The following is an 18,492-nucleotide window of genomic DNA, read 5'->3' on the forward strand; positions in this document are numbered from 1 at the left end:
TCGGCTCAGCCCACCCGAAACGCCTCGATCCGCCGGAGCGCCGCCCGGTTGACCAGCCGTTTCCCGTGGAAGCGCTGCCCCCACGACACCGCGGTCACGTCGTAGTAGGTGTGTACGGCCTCATCTTCAGCGTTGAGTAGCGCCTTGCGCAGCGACGCCCGGCGGTGAGGATCGGCCCCGGCATCCAGAAGCATCCCCGCCAAGTGGTCACGCTGCGGCTCGTAGGCGGCACACGTCACCACCGCGTTGAACAACGACGTATGTCCCCCGAAGCTCTCAGCATCCACCGCCGCCGTCGCATTCGGATCTGCACCGCGATCAAGCAGCCAACGCGCGATCTCCAGTTCGTCGTACTCGCCGCAGAGGTGCAGCAGGGTCGAACCTTCCAACGGCGTGCCGCAAAGCCCGCCGGGGTCCTCGGCCGGGAATCCCACTTCATGCGGGAACAGCTCGGCCAACGTGAAGCGTCGCTCGAGTAGCGTGGGGTCGTCTACCAGGTGTTTTTCCAACAGATCGACCCGGCCCCGATGAAACGCCATCGCCGGGGTATCGGGCAGCACCGTCCCGTGCTCGTCACAGATTTCCAGGCACCGGTGCTTGCCCTCGGGGTCACGCTTGTAGGTACGCAGGACCTGAGCGACCGGGGCCAAGCGGTTGCCGTGCGCGTCGGCCAGGTCCGCGCCATGTTCGAGTAAAAACTCCAGGCCCGCGGGATTCAACAGCTCGCAGGGGTGCATGACCGCGCCGGGCTTGGCGCCTTGGCCGTCGGGTTCAAGGAACCATTCGCCGAGTTGCTGGAGCCCGATCGCCTGGGCCTCGTGGTTTGCCGCGGCCAGGTCTTTGCCATCGAGTTGCGCCAGCAGGGCGGCGGCCTGGGGCCGGTCCGACGCCGTGGCATAAGCGAACGGCACGCCCCAGGTCGCGCTGGTGTCCAGCCCTCGGGCGCCCTCCCGCAGGATGTCGGGGTGGTGTTGGACCACACGCTCCAGCGTGGCCAGGTCTTGGTCATCGATCGCCACCAGCAGTTCCACCGCTGCCTTGAGCCGGGGCCAGCTCGGGAACCGATACGAACGCGCCAGGGTGAGCTGGGCGTCGCTCAGCGTGGCTTCGGTCGGGCCGGGCGGGGTGGGGTGGTACTCCGAAAAATCCGCCATCGCTTCGGGGAATTCACGGCGAAAGTCGGCCAGCAGCGTTTTCGCTTGGCGTCGGACGTGGTCGAGATCGGGACGGTGGGGGAGGCGGCGCTTGGCCATAAGAGAGCTCCTCTGATGCGCGCCCGCTGTCCGCGTGTTCGGGCTCAGAAAAGCTGGAATGTGAGAACGTCGTCGAGGCGTGGCAGATGGACTCTATCCTTCCCGCGGACCGGGCGGTCTCTGCCAAGACCACCGCCAACGGTAACCCAAGGCCATCAGCGAGGCAAGCAAATTCGGATGTCGCGTCGTGGCTCGGGGTCGCGGTTTTGAGTTCGCCGGGGTGCGGGGGCGATACAATCGAGGGATGCTCCTCGAAATCGCTCTCGCTGTTGCTGTCGTCCTGCTGCTCGTGGCCGCCGTTGTGGCGGGCGTGCTGGTCCGGGCCCGTACGTCCATGGCCACGGAGTTGCATAACGCCAAGGCGGAAAGCGAATCGCTGCGCGAGACCAATCGCGAGCTGGAGACCAAGGCCGCCGTGGCCCAGCAGAGCCTGGAGGAAACCCAGTCCGTCAAGGCCACGGCCGACAAGCTCCGCGACGAGAACACCGACCTGGTCAAGCAGGTCGAACGCCTGACCGCCGACCGCGAAGCCCTCGAGAAGCTGCACAAGAAGCTCGACGACTCGCTCGCGGGCCTCGCCACCAAGTCGCTTAACGAATCCAACAAGCAGTTCCTCGAACTCGCCAAGAAAACGTTTGAGAGTGAGAAGAAAGATGCCGACGCCTCGCTCAAGCAGCGGCAGGTCGCCATCGAAACGTTGGTCAAGCCCATCCAGGAAAAACTCCAGCAGACCACCCAGGCGATCAACGAGATCGAGAAGAACCGCAAGGAAGCCTACGGCGGACTCAAGCAGCACCTCGCCGCCATGGTCACCGACCAGAAACAACTCCGCGACGAAACCGCCAACCTCGTCAAGGCCCTGCGCCGCCCCGAGGTGCGTGGGCAGTGGGGCGAGATGCAGCTGCGACGCGTGGCCGAACTCGCGGGCATGGCCGCCCACTGCGACTTCACAGAACAGACCTCGGTTGATTCGGGTGCGCTGCGTCCGGACATGATCGTTGATCTTCCGGGGGGTCGGCAGATCGTGGTGGACGCCAAGACGCCGATCACCGCCTACATCGACGCCGCCGAGGCCACCGAAGACGCCGATCGCGACACGAACCTCGGCCGACACGTCAAGCACATCGAGGAGAAGATCGCCGAGCTGTCGAGCAAGCGTTACCAGGACCACTTCGCCACCGCCGACTTCGTCGTGCTCTTCATCCCCGGCGAGTCGTTCCTCTACGCCGCCGCGTCTCGCAAGCCCGACCTCATCGAAAACGCGATGAACCGCAACGTTGTCATCGCCACACCGACGACGCTGATTTCGTTGCTCAAGGTCGTCGCGCTGGGTTGGCGCGAAGAACAACTCGCCGACAACGCCAAGAAGATCCAAGACCTCGGCCAGGAACTGCACAAGCGTGTCGCCACGCTGACCCGCCACCTCGACAACCTCGGCAAGGCGGTGGGCAAGACCGTCGAACACTACAACAAGTTCGTCGGCAGCTACGAGTCGCAGGTCATGGTCCAGACCCGAAAGTTCCAGGAACTCGGGGCCGACTCACCCAAAGAGCTTCCTGCCGAGGGCGAAATCGAGATCATCGAATCCAGCCCGCGCACGCTCAAGGCGATCGAGGAGTAGGTCAGGTCTTCGACCTGACGCCCAAACCCCCGTCGACGGTGTCAGGTCGAAGGCCTGACCTACGGGTATCACAACGATCGTTTTTCGTGATACGTCAGCCGCTTGCGCCGCCCGAGCACGACGTGGTCGGGATAGACGTCGGGGTCGCGGTCTGCGCCCGTATCGCGGTCCAGGAACAGGGGGAACTGGTCGGCTTTGGGTTTGGCCCAGTCGTAAGCCCAGTCGTAACTACGCATCAGGATCCGTTGTTCGCGGTTGAGCGTGTCCAGCCAGGCCGGGTCGCTGTGCCATCGATCTTGATTCGTGATCCACGCCGGGCTGTAGGTGAGGAAGAAGTTTTTGCGGACCATGTCACTCTCGTTGGGTTCGACGCGGTGCCACAGCGCGTTATGCATCAGCGTCATCGTGCCGGCCTTACAGGTGAGGATTTTTTCGCCGGGCACCGAGTCGTGCGTGTCGTAGAAGTCCTGATATTCCTGGTGATGGCTGCCGGGCAGGCAGACGAAGTTGCCCATCTTGTGTTCGGGTAGGTCCGTGAGCCAGTAGCCGAACTTGACCTGCAACGGCAGGTGGGGGCTAAACACGTTGTAGGGCAATCCCCGCGGCCCGTCGGGGTGCCAGAAGTTGTGCCACCCGCCGCGCGGCCGGATCATGAGTTGGGATTGCTGGAGCTTGGTGAGTTCGCCGTAGCAATCGTAGGCGAATCCGATATGCCGGGGGTGGTCGATCAGTTCAACGAACGCGGGGTCTTTCTCGACGAGGTTCTCCGCATTGAAGAACCCGCCGGGATCGCGGCGGTTGAGACGTTGGATGAAGGCGTCGTGCAAAGCGAGATACCGCTCCACGTCTTCGGGGCTGATCGCGTCCTCAATCACCAGGAAGCCGTCACGCATAAACGTGTCCCACTGCTCGTCGGTGAATCCGGGCGGCGCGGCGATCGGGGCGGAGTCGGCGACGGATACGGCAGACGGGCTGGACATGGAATAGCTCCGGGAAAAGAAGAAAGAAGCGGAGAAACGCGGAGGTGCGTGAGACGGAAAGCTATATGAAGTTTACCGTTGACAATCGATACGCCAAGTTTTGTTCAAACCACGGCGTCAGATCAGCTTGGGTAACTCGGCGTCGGCTTCGTCGAATTTCCGTCGAACGACCGAGCAATCGAACTTCGGCGGGATGTCCTGGGCCGAGCCGTGATCCAGCAAAAACTTGAAGACCGCCTCGACCACCCGCGACGGGCTTACCCGGCCGCGGCACCACAGGTCGTAGTCCTGGAAGCTCAGGGTGACGGCGTGCGGGAAGGTCCGCCCGTCGGCAAACACGGTCACGTCGTAGGCCCACGAGGTGGCGTGCTCGACTTCCTGTCCAACTTCGATCTCGGCCATGGCGCTATGGTAGAGGGTGGGCGGGCTCTGTTCACGCGGGCGGGCCCGTCGGGGCCGCGAGGCCCTGAGGCTGTATTCGATTCTGCATACTTATTACAATTGACTTCGAATCTTCGTAAACCGTTGCTTTTGCTTGTGTCACGGGGCAACGGGGCGTGTCGGACAGGTGATCATCATGCGAGTAACCATCAAAGATGTGGCAGAGAAGGCCCAGGTCAGCGTGACGACGGTGTCGATGGCGATGGGCAGCCCGGGCCGGATCGCCGAGGCGACCCGCGAACGCGTCCTGAAGGTGGCCGAGGAGATGGGGTATCGGCCCAACATGCTCGTACGCGGCATGCAGAAGGGCCAGACCATGTCGGTGGGGGTGCTCATGAACTTTTCCGGCGACAGCTTCGAGGGCCGGATCTTCCAGGGCGTCCACCACACGCTGGTCGATGCGGGCTACGTGCCGATCGCGTTGATGCCCAACGACCGGGCCCCGGCCCTCTCACAGATCCACTCGCTGCTGGACCGCCGGGTCGATGGCATCCTGATGCGTCCCACCGGCGAAGCGAAGTGGGAAGAGCACCTGCACGAGGCGCTGCGGCGGCACGTGCCGGTGGTCTCGGTCGACTCCGAAACTGTTGGTGAAAGCGGCAAAAGCGAGCGGCAGATCGATTTTGTTGGGACCGACGACTACCTCGGCGGGAAGATCGCCGCCACGAAGATGCTGGAGGCGGGGCACCGGCGTCTGGCGGTGTTGTCGATGGGCGACGAGACCGATCCGATGTACCAGCGGTGCAAGGGTTTTGTGGACACGCTGAAGACAGTTGCGGACACGACTTGCGAGGTCGTCGATCTGAGCTGGGAGTATGTGCATTCGGAGTCGCCCGAGCTGGCGATGAAGCTGCTGGGCAGCGAGAGTCGGCCGACGGGGGTTTTCCTGACGATGGACATGATTGCGCCCGGGGTTTACCGCGCCGCGGCCAGCCTGGGGTTGAACCTGCCCGATGATCTTTCGGTGATTGGTTTTGCCGACGAAGCGGTGGCCCATTACCTCACGCCCAGCCTGTCGACGCTCCGGCAGCACCCCCGGGAGATCGGCCAACACGGGGCCGAGCTGCTTCTCAAGCGGATCGAGATGTTCCGAAAAAGCAAGAAAACCCCGGTCTTTGAGCGCACCATCAAACTGCTCGAACCGACCTGGGTCGAGCGTGATTCGGTGACCGCGCCGCCCGCCTGAGTTCGGCGGAAAAGGGCGTTTTTACATTGATATGGATACACGATCGACGCTTCGCCGAAGCGTTTGTTCACGGTGATCCACGGCTGAGTCAACCCCGGCCGTCGGGCCACGGGGCCTTTCCTGACGCCATGGCACAAGTACCCGTAAGAACGAGCTAAGATACCGGCGTCGTGAACTTTCTTTTTGCAACATTGCGGCTGGGGCTGGCCAATCTGTGGGTCCACAAGCTGCGCTCGTTGCTGACGGCGCTGGGCATCATCATCGGCGTCGGGGCCGTGGTCGCGATCGCGGCGTACGGCGAGGGCACCAAGCGCGCCGCCATCCAGGACATCATGCGCCTCGGGGCGAACAACATCATCATCCGTTCGGTCAAGCCCCCGGGCTCCAACGTGGCGGGCCAGAACGAGGCGACCCGCCTCAGCGAGTATGGCCTAACCCGCAAAGACGTTCGCCGACTGAAGCAGACCGTGCAGCCTATCGAGCGCATGGTCGAACTCAAACGCGTCGGCGACCGGATCCGCCGGGGGACCCGCAGCGTGCCGGGGGCGGTGTTCGGCACCACGCCGGGCCTGCAGGAAGCCGCGTCGCTAACGGTCGAGCGGGGGCGTTACCTCACCGACTCGGACAACGACGGGTCGCGGAACTTCGCGGTGATCGGTGCGGAGGTCGCGGAGCTGCTGTTTCCGTTGGACGATCCCGTGGGCGGGAGCTTTCTCATCGACACCCAGCGGTTCGTTGTGGTGGGCGTGCTGCGTCGCGTCGGGCTGGCGGGCGGCGCGGGAACCGCATTAGTCGGACGCGATCTGAACTACGACATCCACATCCCGCTACGCACGGCCAACACACGCTTCGGCGACGTGCGGCAGTCGCTGGGGCAGGGCAGCCGGGAACGCACGAAGATCGAGATCAGCGAAGTCATCGTGCAGCTGGCGAGCCAGGACCAGGTGCGCGGCGTCGCGGCGAAGATCGAGCGCCTGATCGACACCGAACACAGCGAGACGAACGACGTGTCGCTGATCGTGCCGCTGGAGCTGATCGAGCAGGCCGAGCGGGTGCAGTTCCGCAGCAACGTGCTGATGATCGTCATCGGCGGCCTGAGCCTGTTCGTCGGCGGGGTGGGCATCATGAACATCATGCTCGCTTCCGTCACCGAGCGCACGCGTGAGATCGGCATCCGCCGGGCGCTCGGCGCGACGCGTCGGCACATCGTGGCGCAGTTCCTGGTGGAGACGACCACGCTGTCGTGCGTGGGCGGGCTCATCGGCGTGGGCTGCGGGTTGGCGGTGTCGCTGGGGCTGCAGTGGTACGCCCAGAACTTCGGCGGCGTCGAGCCGCCGGTGGTGATGCTGTTGCCCGTGGCGATCGCGTTCAGCTTCGCGGTGTTGGTCGGCATCGCGTTCGGGCTGTACCCCGCGGTGCGTGCATCGCAGCAGGACCCGATCGTGGCCCTGCGGCACGACTAACTCTGCCGGGTCTACAGCCGGCAGTCTTGCAATCGATGGGTCTTTTCTAAGTTCGGCCACCGTTTCATTTCTTGGAGTTTCGTCATGAATGTTTGGCTACGCCTATGGGCTTCTGTCTGGTGTCTGCTGGTTGTGGTGGGTTTTTCCGATCCAGCATCTGCTCAGATCGAAGCGCGTTCCAACTATTTCGTTCAGGAGTCAGCCCGATGTGCGATGGTTGATTTCGCGATCAGTCGACTCGATATCCCGGACGGCGTTGAGGTTTTGGTGCAACGCAAAGACGGTTACCCGCCGCAGGGTTTCGCGGTGATCAAGGGCCCCGTGGATGTCGAAGGCGATCAGTCTTGGGTTGTCGATGCGACCGATGACCACGGGTTGATGTACGGGGTCCTGGACCTGGCGGAAAGTCTGCGTTTGGGGCTTAACCCGGCCAAACGATCTTCGCCCGACATCCACCGCCGAGGGCTGAAGTTCAACATCCCGTTGGACGCCCGGGCCCCGAGCTACGACGACACCGGCGACGCCGCGTATCACGCCATCGAACAGGTCTGGGACCGTGCGTTCTGGGAGGGCTTCCTCGATCGGATGGCCGAGCACCGTTACAACGTGTTGACGCTGTGGTGCAACCACCCGTTTACGACCATGGTGAAGCTCGAGGAGTACCCCGACGTGGCGTTGCCCGACGTCGCGGTGCGGGCGTTCGAGGTCGACGACCATGAACTGATCCAGTACCGCCAGGCGAAGCTGCGCGAGCCCGGTGCGTTCGAGGTGATCAAGCCGATGACCATGGACGAGAAGATCGAGCATTGGCGATACGTCATGCGCTACGCCAAAGAGCGCGGGATCGACATCTACTTCATCACGTGGAACGTCTGGGTCCACGGGGCCGAGGGGCGGTACGGCATCACCGCGGACCAGACCAACGAACACACCACGCGGTACCTGCGTCGCAGCATGGAGCAGATGGTGCTCACCTACCCCGACCTCAAGGGGTTCGGGATCACGGCGGGCGAGCACATGAAGAACAAGCTCGAAGGTGAAAACTCGACGGGCAACTGGTTCTGGAAGACCTACGGCCTGGGGATCAAGGACGCGCTGGCGCAGCAGCCCGGCCGCGAGTTCGATTTCATCTACCGGGTCTGGTACACCGGCCTGGGCGAGATGAAGAAGACCTTCATCGACAAGTACACCGACGCGGGGCACGGCCAGATCGACATCGGGTTCAAGTACGCCCGGGCCCGGCTGTACTCGATGCCCGATCCGCCGTTCTTCAACAACCAGCTCCGCGACGAGGCCGAGACGAACGGCCTGGCGACGTGGATGAACCTGCGCAACGACGACATCTTCAACTTCCGCTGGGGCGACCCGGATTATGTGCGGGCGTTCATGGAAAACCTCCCGCCCGAGCCCACGCTGGCGGGCTATCACATGGGGTCGGACGGCTACGTGTGGACGCGCGAGTTCACCAGCACCGAGCCCGAGTCGCCCCGGGAACTTGAGTTCGACAAGCACTGGTACAACTTCATGCTCTGGGGCCGACTGGGCTACGACCGGAAGCTGGGGCGGGAGTTTTTCGAAGCGCACCTGGCCAAGCGTTTCCCGCAGGTCGATGCGGCCCGGCTCTACGAGACCTGGAAGACCGCGTCGCAGATCGTGCCGCTGGTCAACCTGGCGCACTGGCGCGACTGGGACCACATGTGGTCGGTCGAGACGTGCATGAGCAAGAAAGAGGGGTACCACTCGGTGGACCACTTCATTGAGTTCGGCCCGATGTGGGGACGGGGCATGGTGTCGATCAAGGACTACGTGGAGCAGCCCGGCAAGGCGGGGCGGTCGCCGATGGATGTGGCGGACGAGCTGGACGCGTTGTCGGACAGCGTGTTGCGAGGTGTTGCGGCGCTGCGGCAGGCGGTGGGTGAAGCGCCGTCGAAAGAGCTGCGGCTGACGCTGGGGGACATGGAGGCGTTTGCGTACCTCGCGGCGTACTACGCCGACAAGTTCCGCGGCTCGACTCAGGTGCACCGTTTCCGCGTCACCGGCGAAGAAGACGTTCGGCAAGAGGCGATCGTTCACTTGGAAGCCGCCGTCGGGCACTGGGAAGATTACGGCCAAGTCGCCGCAGCTCAGTACACCCCGCAGCTATTGGCCCGGGTGAGTACGACCGATTGGCTGGGCGTGCTGCTGGAGTATGCCCGGGCGGATATCGAGTTGGCGAAGAACGCGGAGCCGGGCGAGTTCCCTGCGTCGGTGATCCACTCGAACCTGCCGGATTACATGGATAAGTGATTCGCGGTGTGTCGTGGCCTAGGGCCGAAGCACCTCGGCGGCGATGCGGGCTTCGCGGGCCGCGACGGGGTCGCTGCTTTGGAGCCGGTCGGCCTCGGCGAGCAATTGATCGACACGACGGTGCGAGAGGTGGTGACGCAATTCTCGTGCGAGCCGTGAGGACATCTTGTCCAGCAGTTCATCCACAAGGTCGTCGTCGCTGCGCATCCGCAGGGGGTCTTCGTGTAGGCCCAGGTCGCGGCGGATGTTTTCGAGGGTGGCGTCGTGGTCGGTGACTTCGGTGGAGAGCGGATGGGCCGGGGTGCCTTGCTCGGTCAGGGCGTAGCTGGCGAGCAGCGAGACGGTGCGGCGGTGGTCCAGCCGGGTGTACGTCCAGTACTCGGTCCGGGTCTTGGTGATGAAGGTGGGCGTGGAGGCGAGGCGGTGGCGGACGCGGCGGTGATCGCTGCGGGCGTCGTTGTATTCACAGCGGGCCTGCTCGAGTTGGCGGTGGACGCGGTGGACTTCGTGCGGGCAGCCGCATTCGGGGCCGTGTGGGTGTTGGGCGTGGAGGATGTGGTAGCGGTGTTCGAGGTGGCTGATTTTTCGAGAGAGCTCGTTGATGCAGTCGTCGATCGAGGCGAGCTTGTGTTCGAGGCGATCGATCTCGTGGTTGGGTACGTCGTAGTGGACGGTGTAGGGGTGCTTGAGCTGCTTGGCGGTCACGGTCGCGGGGGGCAGGTCGAGCGCATCGAGCGTGATGGCGATGCGTTCGCCCCCGGGCTCGAAGCCGAGCGCGGCCTGGCGGTGGCGGGACAGCTTGTCCTGGATGATGTCGGCCAAAGCCTCGGCGAGCTTGGGGTTGTCCTCGCCGTGCGCGGTGAGTTGAAGGTCCAGCCGGTGGCGGTTGCGGATGAGCTGGGTGGCGTAGTCGCGACGCTGCGCGGCCTTGGCGTGCTCGGCCTTGCCGTGGGCGTGGCCGTGGACATGGTCGTGGGCCTGAATGAACCACACGCGGGCGGCACCGGGCAGGTCCTGGGAGAGCGCCTGTTCGCCTCGGGCCAGGTCGATCCGTGCGAGGGCGGGCTGCAGCTCGGGGTGCTTGGGGCGGTAGTCGAGGGTGCGTAGCGTTTGGTTCTCCGCATCGTCGAAGCGGCTTTCCTTGAGCGCCTGGGCACCACGGTCGAGCATATCCCTCGCCGCCGCATCGAGGGTGGGTTCGATCGCCGCGCGGGCGGGGAGAAACTGCGGGTCGGTGATGACCGCTTGGCGATAATTGGCCAATGCACTGTCCCACGCCAGCTTGGCGCGGTCGGCCTGGCCTTGCCGGTACGACGCGGGCTGCTGCTCGATGGGCAGGCGGAGGCTGGCCAGCGCGGCGGCTGCGTCGGGGTGATCGGGCACATGACCCAAAGCGAGTTGCAACTGCTCGCGGGCACGTCCGAGGTCCGAGTCGTCGGCGGCCGCCAGGGCACGCTTGTGGTATTGATCCGCCGCGTCGGCGTGTGCCTGATCGAGGCCTTCCAGCGCGGGCAGCCAATCGGCGTGGTGTTCGAGTGCTTGGGTAAAGCACTCGATGGCGTCCAACGGGCGGTGCTGACGCAGCGCTTGTTGGCCCTCGACCACGGCGGCGTCGCGCCGCGCGACCCGGAAGTTCTCGGCAAACTCGGCCTTACGCATCAGCTTGGGATCGTGTTCGAGCGCGCGTGCAAAATGGTGTCGGGCCTTGACCGGGTCGTTGGCGACCAACGCGGCCTCGCCGCGTTCCATATGGCGCTGGGCCGAGCAGCCGATGCCGGCCAGGGTGGTGACAAGAAGCAGAAGAACCAGTGGAAGGGATCGGCGCATGAGAGGGTCTCCACCCTATGGGGCAGAATCGCCGGGTTTGGGGTTGGCCCATAAAAAACCCACGCTCTGGGCGTGGGTTAGGAGGATTCAGAAGGGGGGTAAGCTCAGGCGTGCTTGGCTTTCATCGCCTTGCCCGCCTGGGCGCTCTTGCCCGCGAGGTCGAGGATGTGGATCGGCCGACGCGCCCATTCGGGAGTGATCACCAGGTCGGCCTGGCCGGTCATGTACTCGGCGATGTTTTTGTAGAACAGGTCGCCGCGGCTCTTGGGGTGCTTGCCCGAGGTCTCTTTGATCTGGTGCTTGCGGTTGGCCTTTTTCAGGATCCACTGCTGCGGGTCGTCTTGCCAACCGAAGTGGTTGATGATGTAGGTGCCCTTGGTGCCGTAGAAGGTCAGCGGGGGCCGGCGGACCGGGTCGAGCTGGGTGATGCACAGGTTGGCCACGCAGCCGTTGGCGAAGCGGACGACGGCGGTGGCTTCGTCTTCGTTCATGTCGCCGATCCACGGGAAGTTCTTGGGGGCCTGGCTTTCCCAGTAGCCGTTCTTGGCATAGCCCGAGACCTCGACGATGTCCGAGTCGACGACCTGCAGGGTGTACTCGAGCAGGTGGCAGCCCCAGTCGTAGAGCACCCCGCCGGAGACGGACTTGCTGGTGCGCCACCAGTCGCGTGGCATGCCGTAGCCGCCGAAGTGGGCTTCGACTTTGTACACGTCGCCGATGGTTTTCTTCTCGACGATCTCGCGGACCGCGCGCATGATCCAGCCGTCCCAGTGGCGGTTGTGGTAGGTGCTCACCATGACGTTGTGTTTGTTGGCGAGGTTGATCAGGCGGTCCGCTTCGGAGGTGGTGACGACAAACGGCTTCTCGGTCACCACGTGCTTGCCCGCCTTCACGCACTTGGCCGCGAGGGGGTAGTGAAGGTTGTGCGGGGTGATGTGCACGAGCAGGTTCACGTCCGACTGCTTGAGCATCGCGTCGAGGCTGCCGTAGGTCTCGATGCCAGGGAAGTCGTCCTCGGCCACCTTCAGACGCTCGGGGTCGATCTCGCAGACGGCGAACGGGGTCATGCCCGCCTTCTTCATCTGCTGGAGGTGCTGCTGGCCCATGTTGAAGGCGCCGCCGTAGCCGACGACACCGACCTTGATGTCTTTGGTGGATTTGAACTTCTTCATGGGCGGGACTCTATCAGAATCCGACCCGGCGAGAAACGGTTTTTAGATGGCCAAAGCGGACGGGCGGATTGTTTACAATATTGTTTTCTTCTCGTTTCATAAGGAATCCAACATTGAGCAGTACCGAAGGTTCGAGCAGCGTGATGGTGACCGGGGCCGACCGCGGCATCGGCCTGGGTTTGGTGACGCACTACCTCCAGCAGAGGGGTGAGGTGATCGCCACGACACGCCGCGAGCAAGCGGGCGAGGCGTTGGCCGCGCTGGCCGGGCAGTACCCCGAGCAGCTGAAGGTCTTGACGCTGGACGTGGGGGACGAAACCTCGATCGCCACGTTCGGCAAGCAGCTCGAATCCGACGGCGTGACGCTCGACGTGGTCATCAACAACGCCGGGGTGTCGCTCGGCGAGCCGTTCGGCGAGTGGACCGCGCAGCACTTCGCCACCCACCTTGCGGTGAACACCGTCGGCCCGGGGCTGATCGTGCAGGCGATCAAGCCCAGCCTCAAGGCGGGCAGTGTGGTGATCAACATCACTTCCGGCATGGCGTCGGCCGAGTACAACGTGGGGGCGGAGAATCCGTTGGACGCGTATGCCGTGAGCAAGTGCGGCTTGAACATCCTGACGCGGCGCCTGTCCGAAAAGCTCCGGGCTGAGAACATCGCGCTCATCGCGATGAGCCCGGGCTGGGTGCAGACCGAGATGGGCGGCAAGGAAGCGCCCACCACCGTTGACGACGCGGTCCAACAGATGACCAGCACCATCGCCACGCTCGGCATGGACCACACCGGAACGTTCATCGGCCCCGAGGGCCAAGCGTGTGCGTGGTAATTCACTTCGACCCGCGGAGGAGCCTCATGCTCAGAATGTCCTTGTTTTGCTTGGCTATTCTGCTGTGCACCGCGTGTTCGGCGGTGAGTGAAGACACCGCGGTTTCGGAACCGCCGCCGGTTGGGTCTCAAGACACCCCGGCCGCCGAGCCGCAGCCTTCCGACGCAACGCCCGAGGCCACTACCTACGGCCCCAAAGACTTCGAAGCCCACGGATGGACCATCGTTTGCCAGGCCGTCACCTTCAACGATCACACCTTCACCTCCGCGCCCGACCAGCTCGAGAAGCTCGGCATCAAGGAAGTCATGGCGTACCGCGGCCAGATCGTTGGCGGCGGCTTCGACGAAAAGTTTGAGTTCACGACGATGAGTCAGGAGGCCCGCGACTACGTCAAACAACTCACCGCGGAGAAGGGCATCACCATCCGCCACTACGGAGTGGTGAATGCCAAGACCCCCGAAGACTGGCGCAAGTTGTTTGAGTTTGCCCAGGAGCTGGGGATCCAGGCGATCGTCAGCGAGCCGGAGTACGACGAGCTGGAGATGGTCGATGCGCTGGCACAGGAATTCGACATCCGTGTGGGCATCCACAACCACCCGCTGCCGACCAAGTACTGGCACCCCGATATCGTGATCCACCACATCAAGGACCTCAGCGATCACATGGGCATCAGCGGTGACACCGGCAACTGGGCCCGCTCCGGCCTCGATCCGCTGGAGTGCATCAAGAAGCTCGAACCCCTCGACGGCCGAATCGTAGAGATACAGATCAAAGACATGACCCACGGCTACAACGTCCCCCTCGGCACCGGCCAGAGCGACGTGGCGGCCATGCTGCGGGAGCTCAAAAGCCAGAACTACCAAGGCCCGTTCGTGATCGAATACTTCACCAAACGCGACACCAAGCTGAACGAGATCCGCGAATCCCTGGACCACCTCTACCGCGTGGCCGCCTGGATCGAGTAGCCCCGGATCGCCACCCCTGCGGGTGCTTGGATCGTCCACCAAATCGGCAATATCGTGCTATCGGCGGGCGGGGTGGCCGCCTATATTGTTAGGGATTCGGCTTTCTGTATCAGCCGGTCTGATTCTCATCTCTCTCGGAGTGTCACCGTTTTGAAAACTACCCTGAACCGTCGGACCTTCCTCAAAGCCTCTGCCGCCACCGCGGTGGGAACCGGTGTGGTGCCCACGTTTTCGATCGGCCAGCCGGGCCCCTCGCCCAACAGCAAGCTCAACATCGCCATGATCGGCGCGGGCAACATCGCCGCCATGGCCTACGGCCCGTGCAACCGTGAGAACATCGTCGCCCTGGCGGACACCGACGAGAACATGTTCCTCCAGCACGCCGAGAAGTTCCCCCAGCTCAACGACGCGAAAAAGTACAAAGACTTCCGCGTCATGCTCGACGAGATGGACAGCGAGATTGACGCGGTCTGCATCAACACGCCCGACCACACCCACTTCGTCGCCACGATCGCCGCCATGGAACGCGGCAAGCACGTCATCACCCAGAAGCCGCTGACCCACAACATCTGGGAAGCCCAGACGCTCAAGAAAGCTAAGGACAAGTACGGCGTCGTCACCAACATGGCGGTGCAGGGCCACACCTTCGACGGCATTCGTCAGATGCGCGAATGGTACGAAGCCGGCGTGCTCGGCGAAGTCACCGAAGCCCACAGCTGGATGAGCGGCCCGTGGTGGACCAAGCCCGGTGCCGAGAAGCCCAACCCCTATTGGCAGAAGCCCGAGGTCCTGCCCCCCGCGGCCATGGACGCCCCGGACAACCTCGACTGGGACCTGTGGCTCGGCCCCGTCGCGGCGGACGTTGCGTACAACAGCGTCTACCACCCCAAGACCTGGCGCGGCTACCACGCCTTCGGCAACGGCCTCATCGGCGACTGGATGCCCCACATCTCCGACGCCCCGATCTCCATCCTCGATCTCTACGACCCCGTCTCGGTTGAACTCGAGGAAGTCGAAGGCGGCGACGACATCGTCGTGCCCAACGGCAACCGCGTCCGCTGGGACTTCGAACGCCGCGGCGACAAAGCGCCCTGTACCTTCTACTGGCACAACGGTGCACCCGGCAAGTTCGCTCCCGCGAAGCCCGAAGCTTGGACCTGGAGTGAAAAGTTGCCCAACGCCGGCTCGCTGTTCATCGGCGATAAATCCGTCGGCTACACCGACAACCGCTCCAACAAGCCCCGCCTCGCCAACAAAGACGAAGCCCGCGCCTTCAAAGAAGCCGGCTACCCCGAAGAGGTCTACCCCCGCATCAAGGGCGGCCCGTTCGGCGAGTGGATCCGCGCGATCAAGGGCGACGGCCCCGAGCCCGGTGCCAACTTCGACTTCGCCGCTCCGTTCACCGTCACCCAACTCCTGGGCGCCCTGGCCATCCGCCACGGCGGCAAGATCGAATGGGACGGCGCGAAGGGCGAGATCACCAACCGCCCCGAACTCAACGCTTTTGTCAAGCCCCGCGTCCGACCCGGCTGGGAGTACGGCGAAGACCTCTGGACGTGATCGGCCCGCGACGGATCGTTCCGATTAATTCCCTCGATATGCCCTCGGTGTCCTGAACATCACCGGCGAGCAAGGTCCCCAACCCACGCATGAAAGTGTCGTCGGTCGGGGATCCAACAAGCAATCGGTAAAAGTACTTTAACAGTCGGTTTTTCGTGTTTCGCTTTGCATGATTTCTGTGTTCGAATTGATGGAGTGCCCACGTATGTCCCGTTCGATGAATCGCCGTACCTTCCTGAAAGCCACCGCCGCCACCGCCGCAGGGGCGGGTGCCATCCCCAGCTTCTCAATCGGGCAACCCGGGCCCTCGGCCAATAGCAAGCTCAACATTGCCATGATTGGCGCCGGCAACATCGCGGGCATGGCGTATTGGGGCTGCAACAACGAAAACATCGTTGCCCTGGCGGACGTCGACGAGAACATGTTTCTGCAGAAGGCCGAGGAGTTTCCTCAGCTGGAAAAAGCACGCAAGTTCAAAGACTTCCGCGTGATGCTCGACGAGATGGAAAACGAGATCGATGCGGTGTGCATCAACACGCCCGACCACACCCACTTCGTCGCCACGATCGCCGCCATGGAGCGCGGGATGCACGTCATCACGCAGAAGCCGCTGACCCACAACATCTGGGAAGCGCAGACGCTCCAGAAGGCCAAGCACAAGTACGGCGTCGTCACCAACATGGCGGTGCAGGGCCACACCTACGACGGCATCCGTCAGATGCGAGAGTGGTACGAGGCCGACGTCTTCGGTCAGATCACCGAGGTGCGTTCGTTCTTCGGCGGCCCGGGTTGGCGCGAGTTCGATGGCGACCCCAACAACAACCACTACTTCATGCGCCCGGATGTCTTGCCCCCGGTGGAGCAGCCGGTCCCGTCGCACCTCGATTGGGATTTGTGGAAGGGCCCGTCGACCACCGACCTGCCTTACCACGGCGTATACCACCCCAAGGGCTGGCGCGGCTACTACCCCTTCGGCAACGGCCTGATCGGCGACTGGCTGGCGCACGTGTCTGATGCCCCGGTCTGGATCCTCGACCTCTACGACCCCGTCTCGGTCGAGCTCGAGATGGTACTCAACGGCAGCGACGTCATCGTGCCCGACGCCAACGTGGTCCGCTGGGACTTCGAACGCCGCGGCGACAAGGCCCCCTGCACGTTCTACTGGCACAATGGCTGGGGCAAGTACATGCCCGACAAGCCCGAGGAATGGACCTGGGGTGAGCCGGACGAAAAGATGCCGGCCGGGACCCTCTACTTCGGTGAGAAACAGATCGGCTTCACCGACAACCGTTCGAACAAACCTCGCCTAGCCAACCAAGAAGCGATGCGCGAGTTCAAAGCGGCCGGCTACCCCGAAGAGGTCTACCCCCGCGTCAAGGGCGGCCCGTTTGCCGAGTGGCTCCGCGCGATCAAGGGCGAAGGCCCCGAGCCCGGTGCGAACTTCGACTTTGCCTCGCCGTTCACGGTGATGGCCCTGCTCGGCGCACTGGTCATGCGGCACGGCGGCAAGATCGACTGGGACGCCAAGACCGGCCAGATCACCAACCGCCCCGAACTCAACGCCTTCGTCAAGCCCGAGGTCCGCCCGGGCTGGGAGTACGGCGAAGTCCTGTGGGTCTGAATCGATCACGCATCGGACATACAAACACCGCCACCCCGTTAGCCGCGGGGCTTGTCCCCGCGCTCGCGCACTCACCACCCACCCCGTCCTCTCATATCATGACAGGATGAAACGATCTATCTGCGTGCTGGCTCTGGCGATCGGGCTCACGGGTTGTGCCGCGACCCCGCCCAGCCCCGAATCCCCCGTCTACGAACCGATCTTCGACGGCGAAACCCTCGACGGCTGGCACATCATGCAGGTGCCCGAGAACCACAACTACCACGGCCAGCCGGAGAACTTCTTCGTCGAAGACGGCGCGATCCACGGCGTCCAACTTCCCAACAAGAACGGCGCCCTACTGCTCACCGACCGCAAGTTCGCCGACTTCGAACTCGAACTCGAGTTCCTGGTCGACTGGGGCTGCGACTCGGGCGTCTTCATCCGCTGCACCGAAGACGGCAAGGCCATCCAGATCCTCGTCGACTACATCAGCTGGGGCACCGTCGGCTACGTCTACGGCTCGGGCATCGGCGGCTTCATGTGCCGACCGCTTCTGCTCTACGAAGAAGACGGCCAAATCCTCGCCCGGGACAACTACGACGGCGTCGAGATCGACAAGCTCACCTACTCGATGGACGCCGAGACGTGGAACGCCACCTTCAAGCCCGGCGAGTGGAACACCCTCAAGATCCGCTGCGTCGGCACCGCGCCCCACGTCACCACTTGGATCAACGGCGAGATGGTGATGGACCTCGACGGCAACACCTTCGCCGCCCGCCACATGCGCGACAACAACAAAAAAGATTGGGACCAGCCCACCACCTGGAGCAGCGAAGTCACCCAAGAAGTTACCGGCAACCGCGGCTCGATCGGCCTGCAGGTCCACCCCTCGGGCAAATGGACCCGCTGGAAACCCGACGGCGCCGCCCGCTACCGCAACATCCGCATCCTTGATTTGGGTTCCGAGTAAGCGTTGCCGTAGGTCAGGCATGACTGCCTGACGCGATTTGTCGAGTAGCTTTTTGCGGAAGGATGGCGCAATGGCGGAAGTCGAAGAAGATGACTGTGAGCGATGCGGCCGCCATGCCTCGGGCAAGCGGCGCTGGATGTTCTACAGGCCTCTTGAACGCTTTCCCCAGCCGCCGATGGTGCGGCAGTTCTTCTGCGACCGCTGCTTGAGACTCATGTGGGTCTATGCCGTGATCGGATTCGGTCTGGTGTGGCTCTTGGTGGGTTCGCTCGTGGGTGTCACGATCTGGCTGACGCAGTTTTAATAAACCTTGCTTTCTTGTGTTTAAGATGCGACGC

General features: G+C 63.5%; 15 protein-coding genes. 10 read left to right on the forward strand and 5 right to left on the reverse strand.

Going from position 1 to position 18,492, the window contains the following annotated elements:
• Window positions 1-5 precede the first annotated feature (5 nt).
• Window positions 6-1,253, reverse strand: coding sequence for an ankyrin repeat domain-containing protein (locus HNQ40_RS10440; RefSeq protein WP_184677779.1), 1,248 nt, complete (start codon window positions 1,251-1,253; stop codon window positions 6-8).
• 244 nt (window positions 1,254-1,497) lie between these two features.
• Here HNQ40_RS10440 and rmuC point away from each other — a divergent pair, with 244 nt between their 5' ends.
• Entirely contained in the window at window positions 1,498-2,874 is a 1,377-nt protein-coding gene (gene rmuC / locus HNQ40_RS10445; RefSeq protein WP_184677780.1) for a DNA recombination protein RmuC, read from the forward strand.
• A 68-nt stretch (window positions 2,875-2,942) separates the two neighbouring features.
• Here rmuC and HNQ40_RS10450 read toward each other — a convergent pair whose 3' ends face one another.
• Complete coding sequence (locus HNQ40_RS10450; protein ID WP_184677781.1) at window positions 2,943-3,854, reverse strand: phytanoyl-CoA dioxygenase family protein; 912 nt, start codon at window positions 3,852-3,854, stop codon at window positions 2,943-2,945.
• Window positions 3,855-3,971: 117 nt separating this feature from the next.
• The gene (locus HNQ40_RS10455; protein ID WP_184677782.1) at window positions 3,972-4,256 is read right to left on the reverse strand and encodes a hypothetical protein; all 285 of its coding nucleotides are present in this window, start codon (window positions 4,254-4,256) and stop codon (window positions 3,972-3,974) included.
• Window positions 4,257-4,431: 175 nt separating this feature from the next.
• Between HNQ40_RS10455 and HNQ40_RS10460 the strand changes: the two genes are divergently transcribed.
• The 3 genes from HNQ40_RS10460 to HNQ40_RS10470 all read left to right on the forward strand — a co-directional run bounded on the left by HNQ40_RS10460 (window position 4,432) and on the right by HNQ40_RS10470 (window position 9,230).
• Window positions 4,432-5,481, forward strand: a complete 1,050-nt coding sequence (locus HNQ40_RS10460; RefSeq protein ID WP_184677783.1) for a LacI family DNA-binding transcriptional regulator — start codon at window positions 4,432-4,434, stop codon at window positions 5,479-5,481.
• 170 nt (window positions 5,482-5,651) lie between these two features.
• Window positions 5,652-6,944 carry an ABC transporter permease gene (locus tag HNQ40_RS10465; protein ID WP_184677784.1) on the forward strand — a complete coding sequence of 431 codons (1,293 nt, stop codon included), beginning with the start codon at window positions 5,652-5,654 and terminating at the stop codon, window positions 6,942-6,944.
• Between the two features lie 213 nt (window positions 6,945-7,157).
• Window positions 7,158-9,230, forward strand: a complete 2,073-nt coding sequence (locus tag HNQ40_RS10470; protein WP_184677785.1) for a hypothetical protein — start codon at window positions 7,158-7,160, stop codon at window positions 9,228-9,230.
• Window positions 9,231-9,248: 18 nt separating this feature from the next.
• Here HNQ40_RS10470 and HNQ40_RS10475 read toward each other — a convergent pair whose 3' ends face one another.
• Together HNQ40_RS10475 and HNQ40_RS10480 are read right to left on the reverse strand one after the other, a co-directional pair.
• A complete protein-coding gene (locus HNQ40_RS10475; RefSeq protein ID WP_184677786.1) occupies window positions 9,249-11,057 on the reverse strand; it encodes a tetratricopeptide repeat protein in 1,809 nt (602 codons plus the stop codon).
• A gap of 104 nt (window positions 11,058-11,161) precedes the next feature.
• On the reverse strand, window positions 11,162-12,229 hold the full coding sequence (locus tag HNQ40_RS10480; protein WP_184677787.1) for a Gfo/Idh/MocA family protein: 1,068 nt from the start codon (window positions 12,227-12,229) through the stop codon (window positions 11,162-11,164).
• A 113-nt stretch (window positions 12,230-12,342) separates the two neighbouring features.
• Between HNQ40_RS10480 and HNQ40_RS10485 the strand changes: the two genes are divergently transcribed.
• From HNQ40_RS10485 to HNQ40_RS10510, 6 genes are all read left to right on the forward strand, one after another.
• Window positions 12,343-13,056 carry an SDR family NAD(P)-dependent oxidoreductase gene (locus HNQ40_RS10485; protein WP_184677788.1) on the forward strand — a complete coding sequence of 238 codons (714 nt, stop codon included), beginning with the start codon at window positions 12,343-12,345 and terminating at the stop codon, window positions 13,054-13,056.
• A 50-nt stretch (window positions 13,057-13,106) separates the two neighbouring features.
• Window positions 13,107-14,021: a sugar phosphate isomerase/epimerase family protein gene (locus HNQ40_RS10490; RefSeq protein ID WP_221435480.1), complete on the forward strand. Its 915-nt coding sequence runs from the start codon at window positions 13,107-13,109 to the stop codon at window positions 14,019-14,021.
• 150 nt (window positions 14,022-14,171) lie between these two features.
• A complete protein-coding gene (locus HNQ40_RS10495; protein ID WP_221435481.1) occupies window positions 14,172-15,581 on the forward strand; it encodes a Gfo/Idh/MocA family oxidoreductase in 1,410 nt (469 codons plus the stop codon).
• A 205-nt stretch (window positions 15,582-15,786) separates the two neighbouring features.
• Window positions 15,787-17,202 carry a Gfo/Idh/MocA family protein gene (locus HNQ40_RS10500; protein WP_221435482.1) on the forward strand — a complete coding sequence of 472 codons (1,416 nt, stop codon included), beginning with the start codon at window positions 15,787-15,789 and terminating at the stop codon, window positions 17,200-17,202.
• A gap of 106 nt (window positions 17,203-17,308) precedes the next feature.
• Complete coding sequence (locus HNQ40_RS10505; protein WP_184677790.1) at window positions 17,309-18,154, forward strand: 3-keto-disaccharide hydrolase; 846 nt, start codon at window positions 17,309-17,311, stop codon at window positions 18,152-18,154.
• 70 nt (window positions 18,155-18,224) lie between these two features.
• Entirely contained in the window at window positions 18,225-18,458 is a 234-nt protein-coding gene (locus HNQ40_RS10510) for a hypothetical protein (protein WP_184677791.1), read from the forward strand.
• Window positions 18,459-18,492 lie beyond the last annotated feature (34 nt).

This window comes from Algisphaera agarilytica, from assembly GCF_014207595.1.
Lineage (GTDB): Bacteria > Planctomycetota > Phycisphaerae > Phycisphaerales > Phycisphaeraceae > Algisphaera > Algisphaera agarilytica.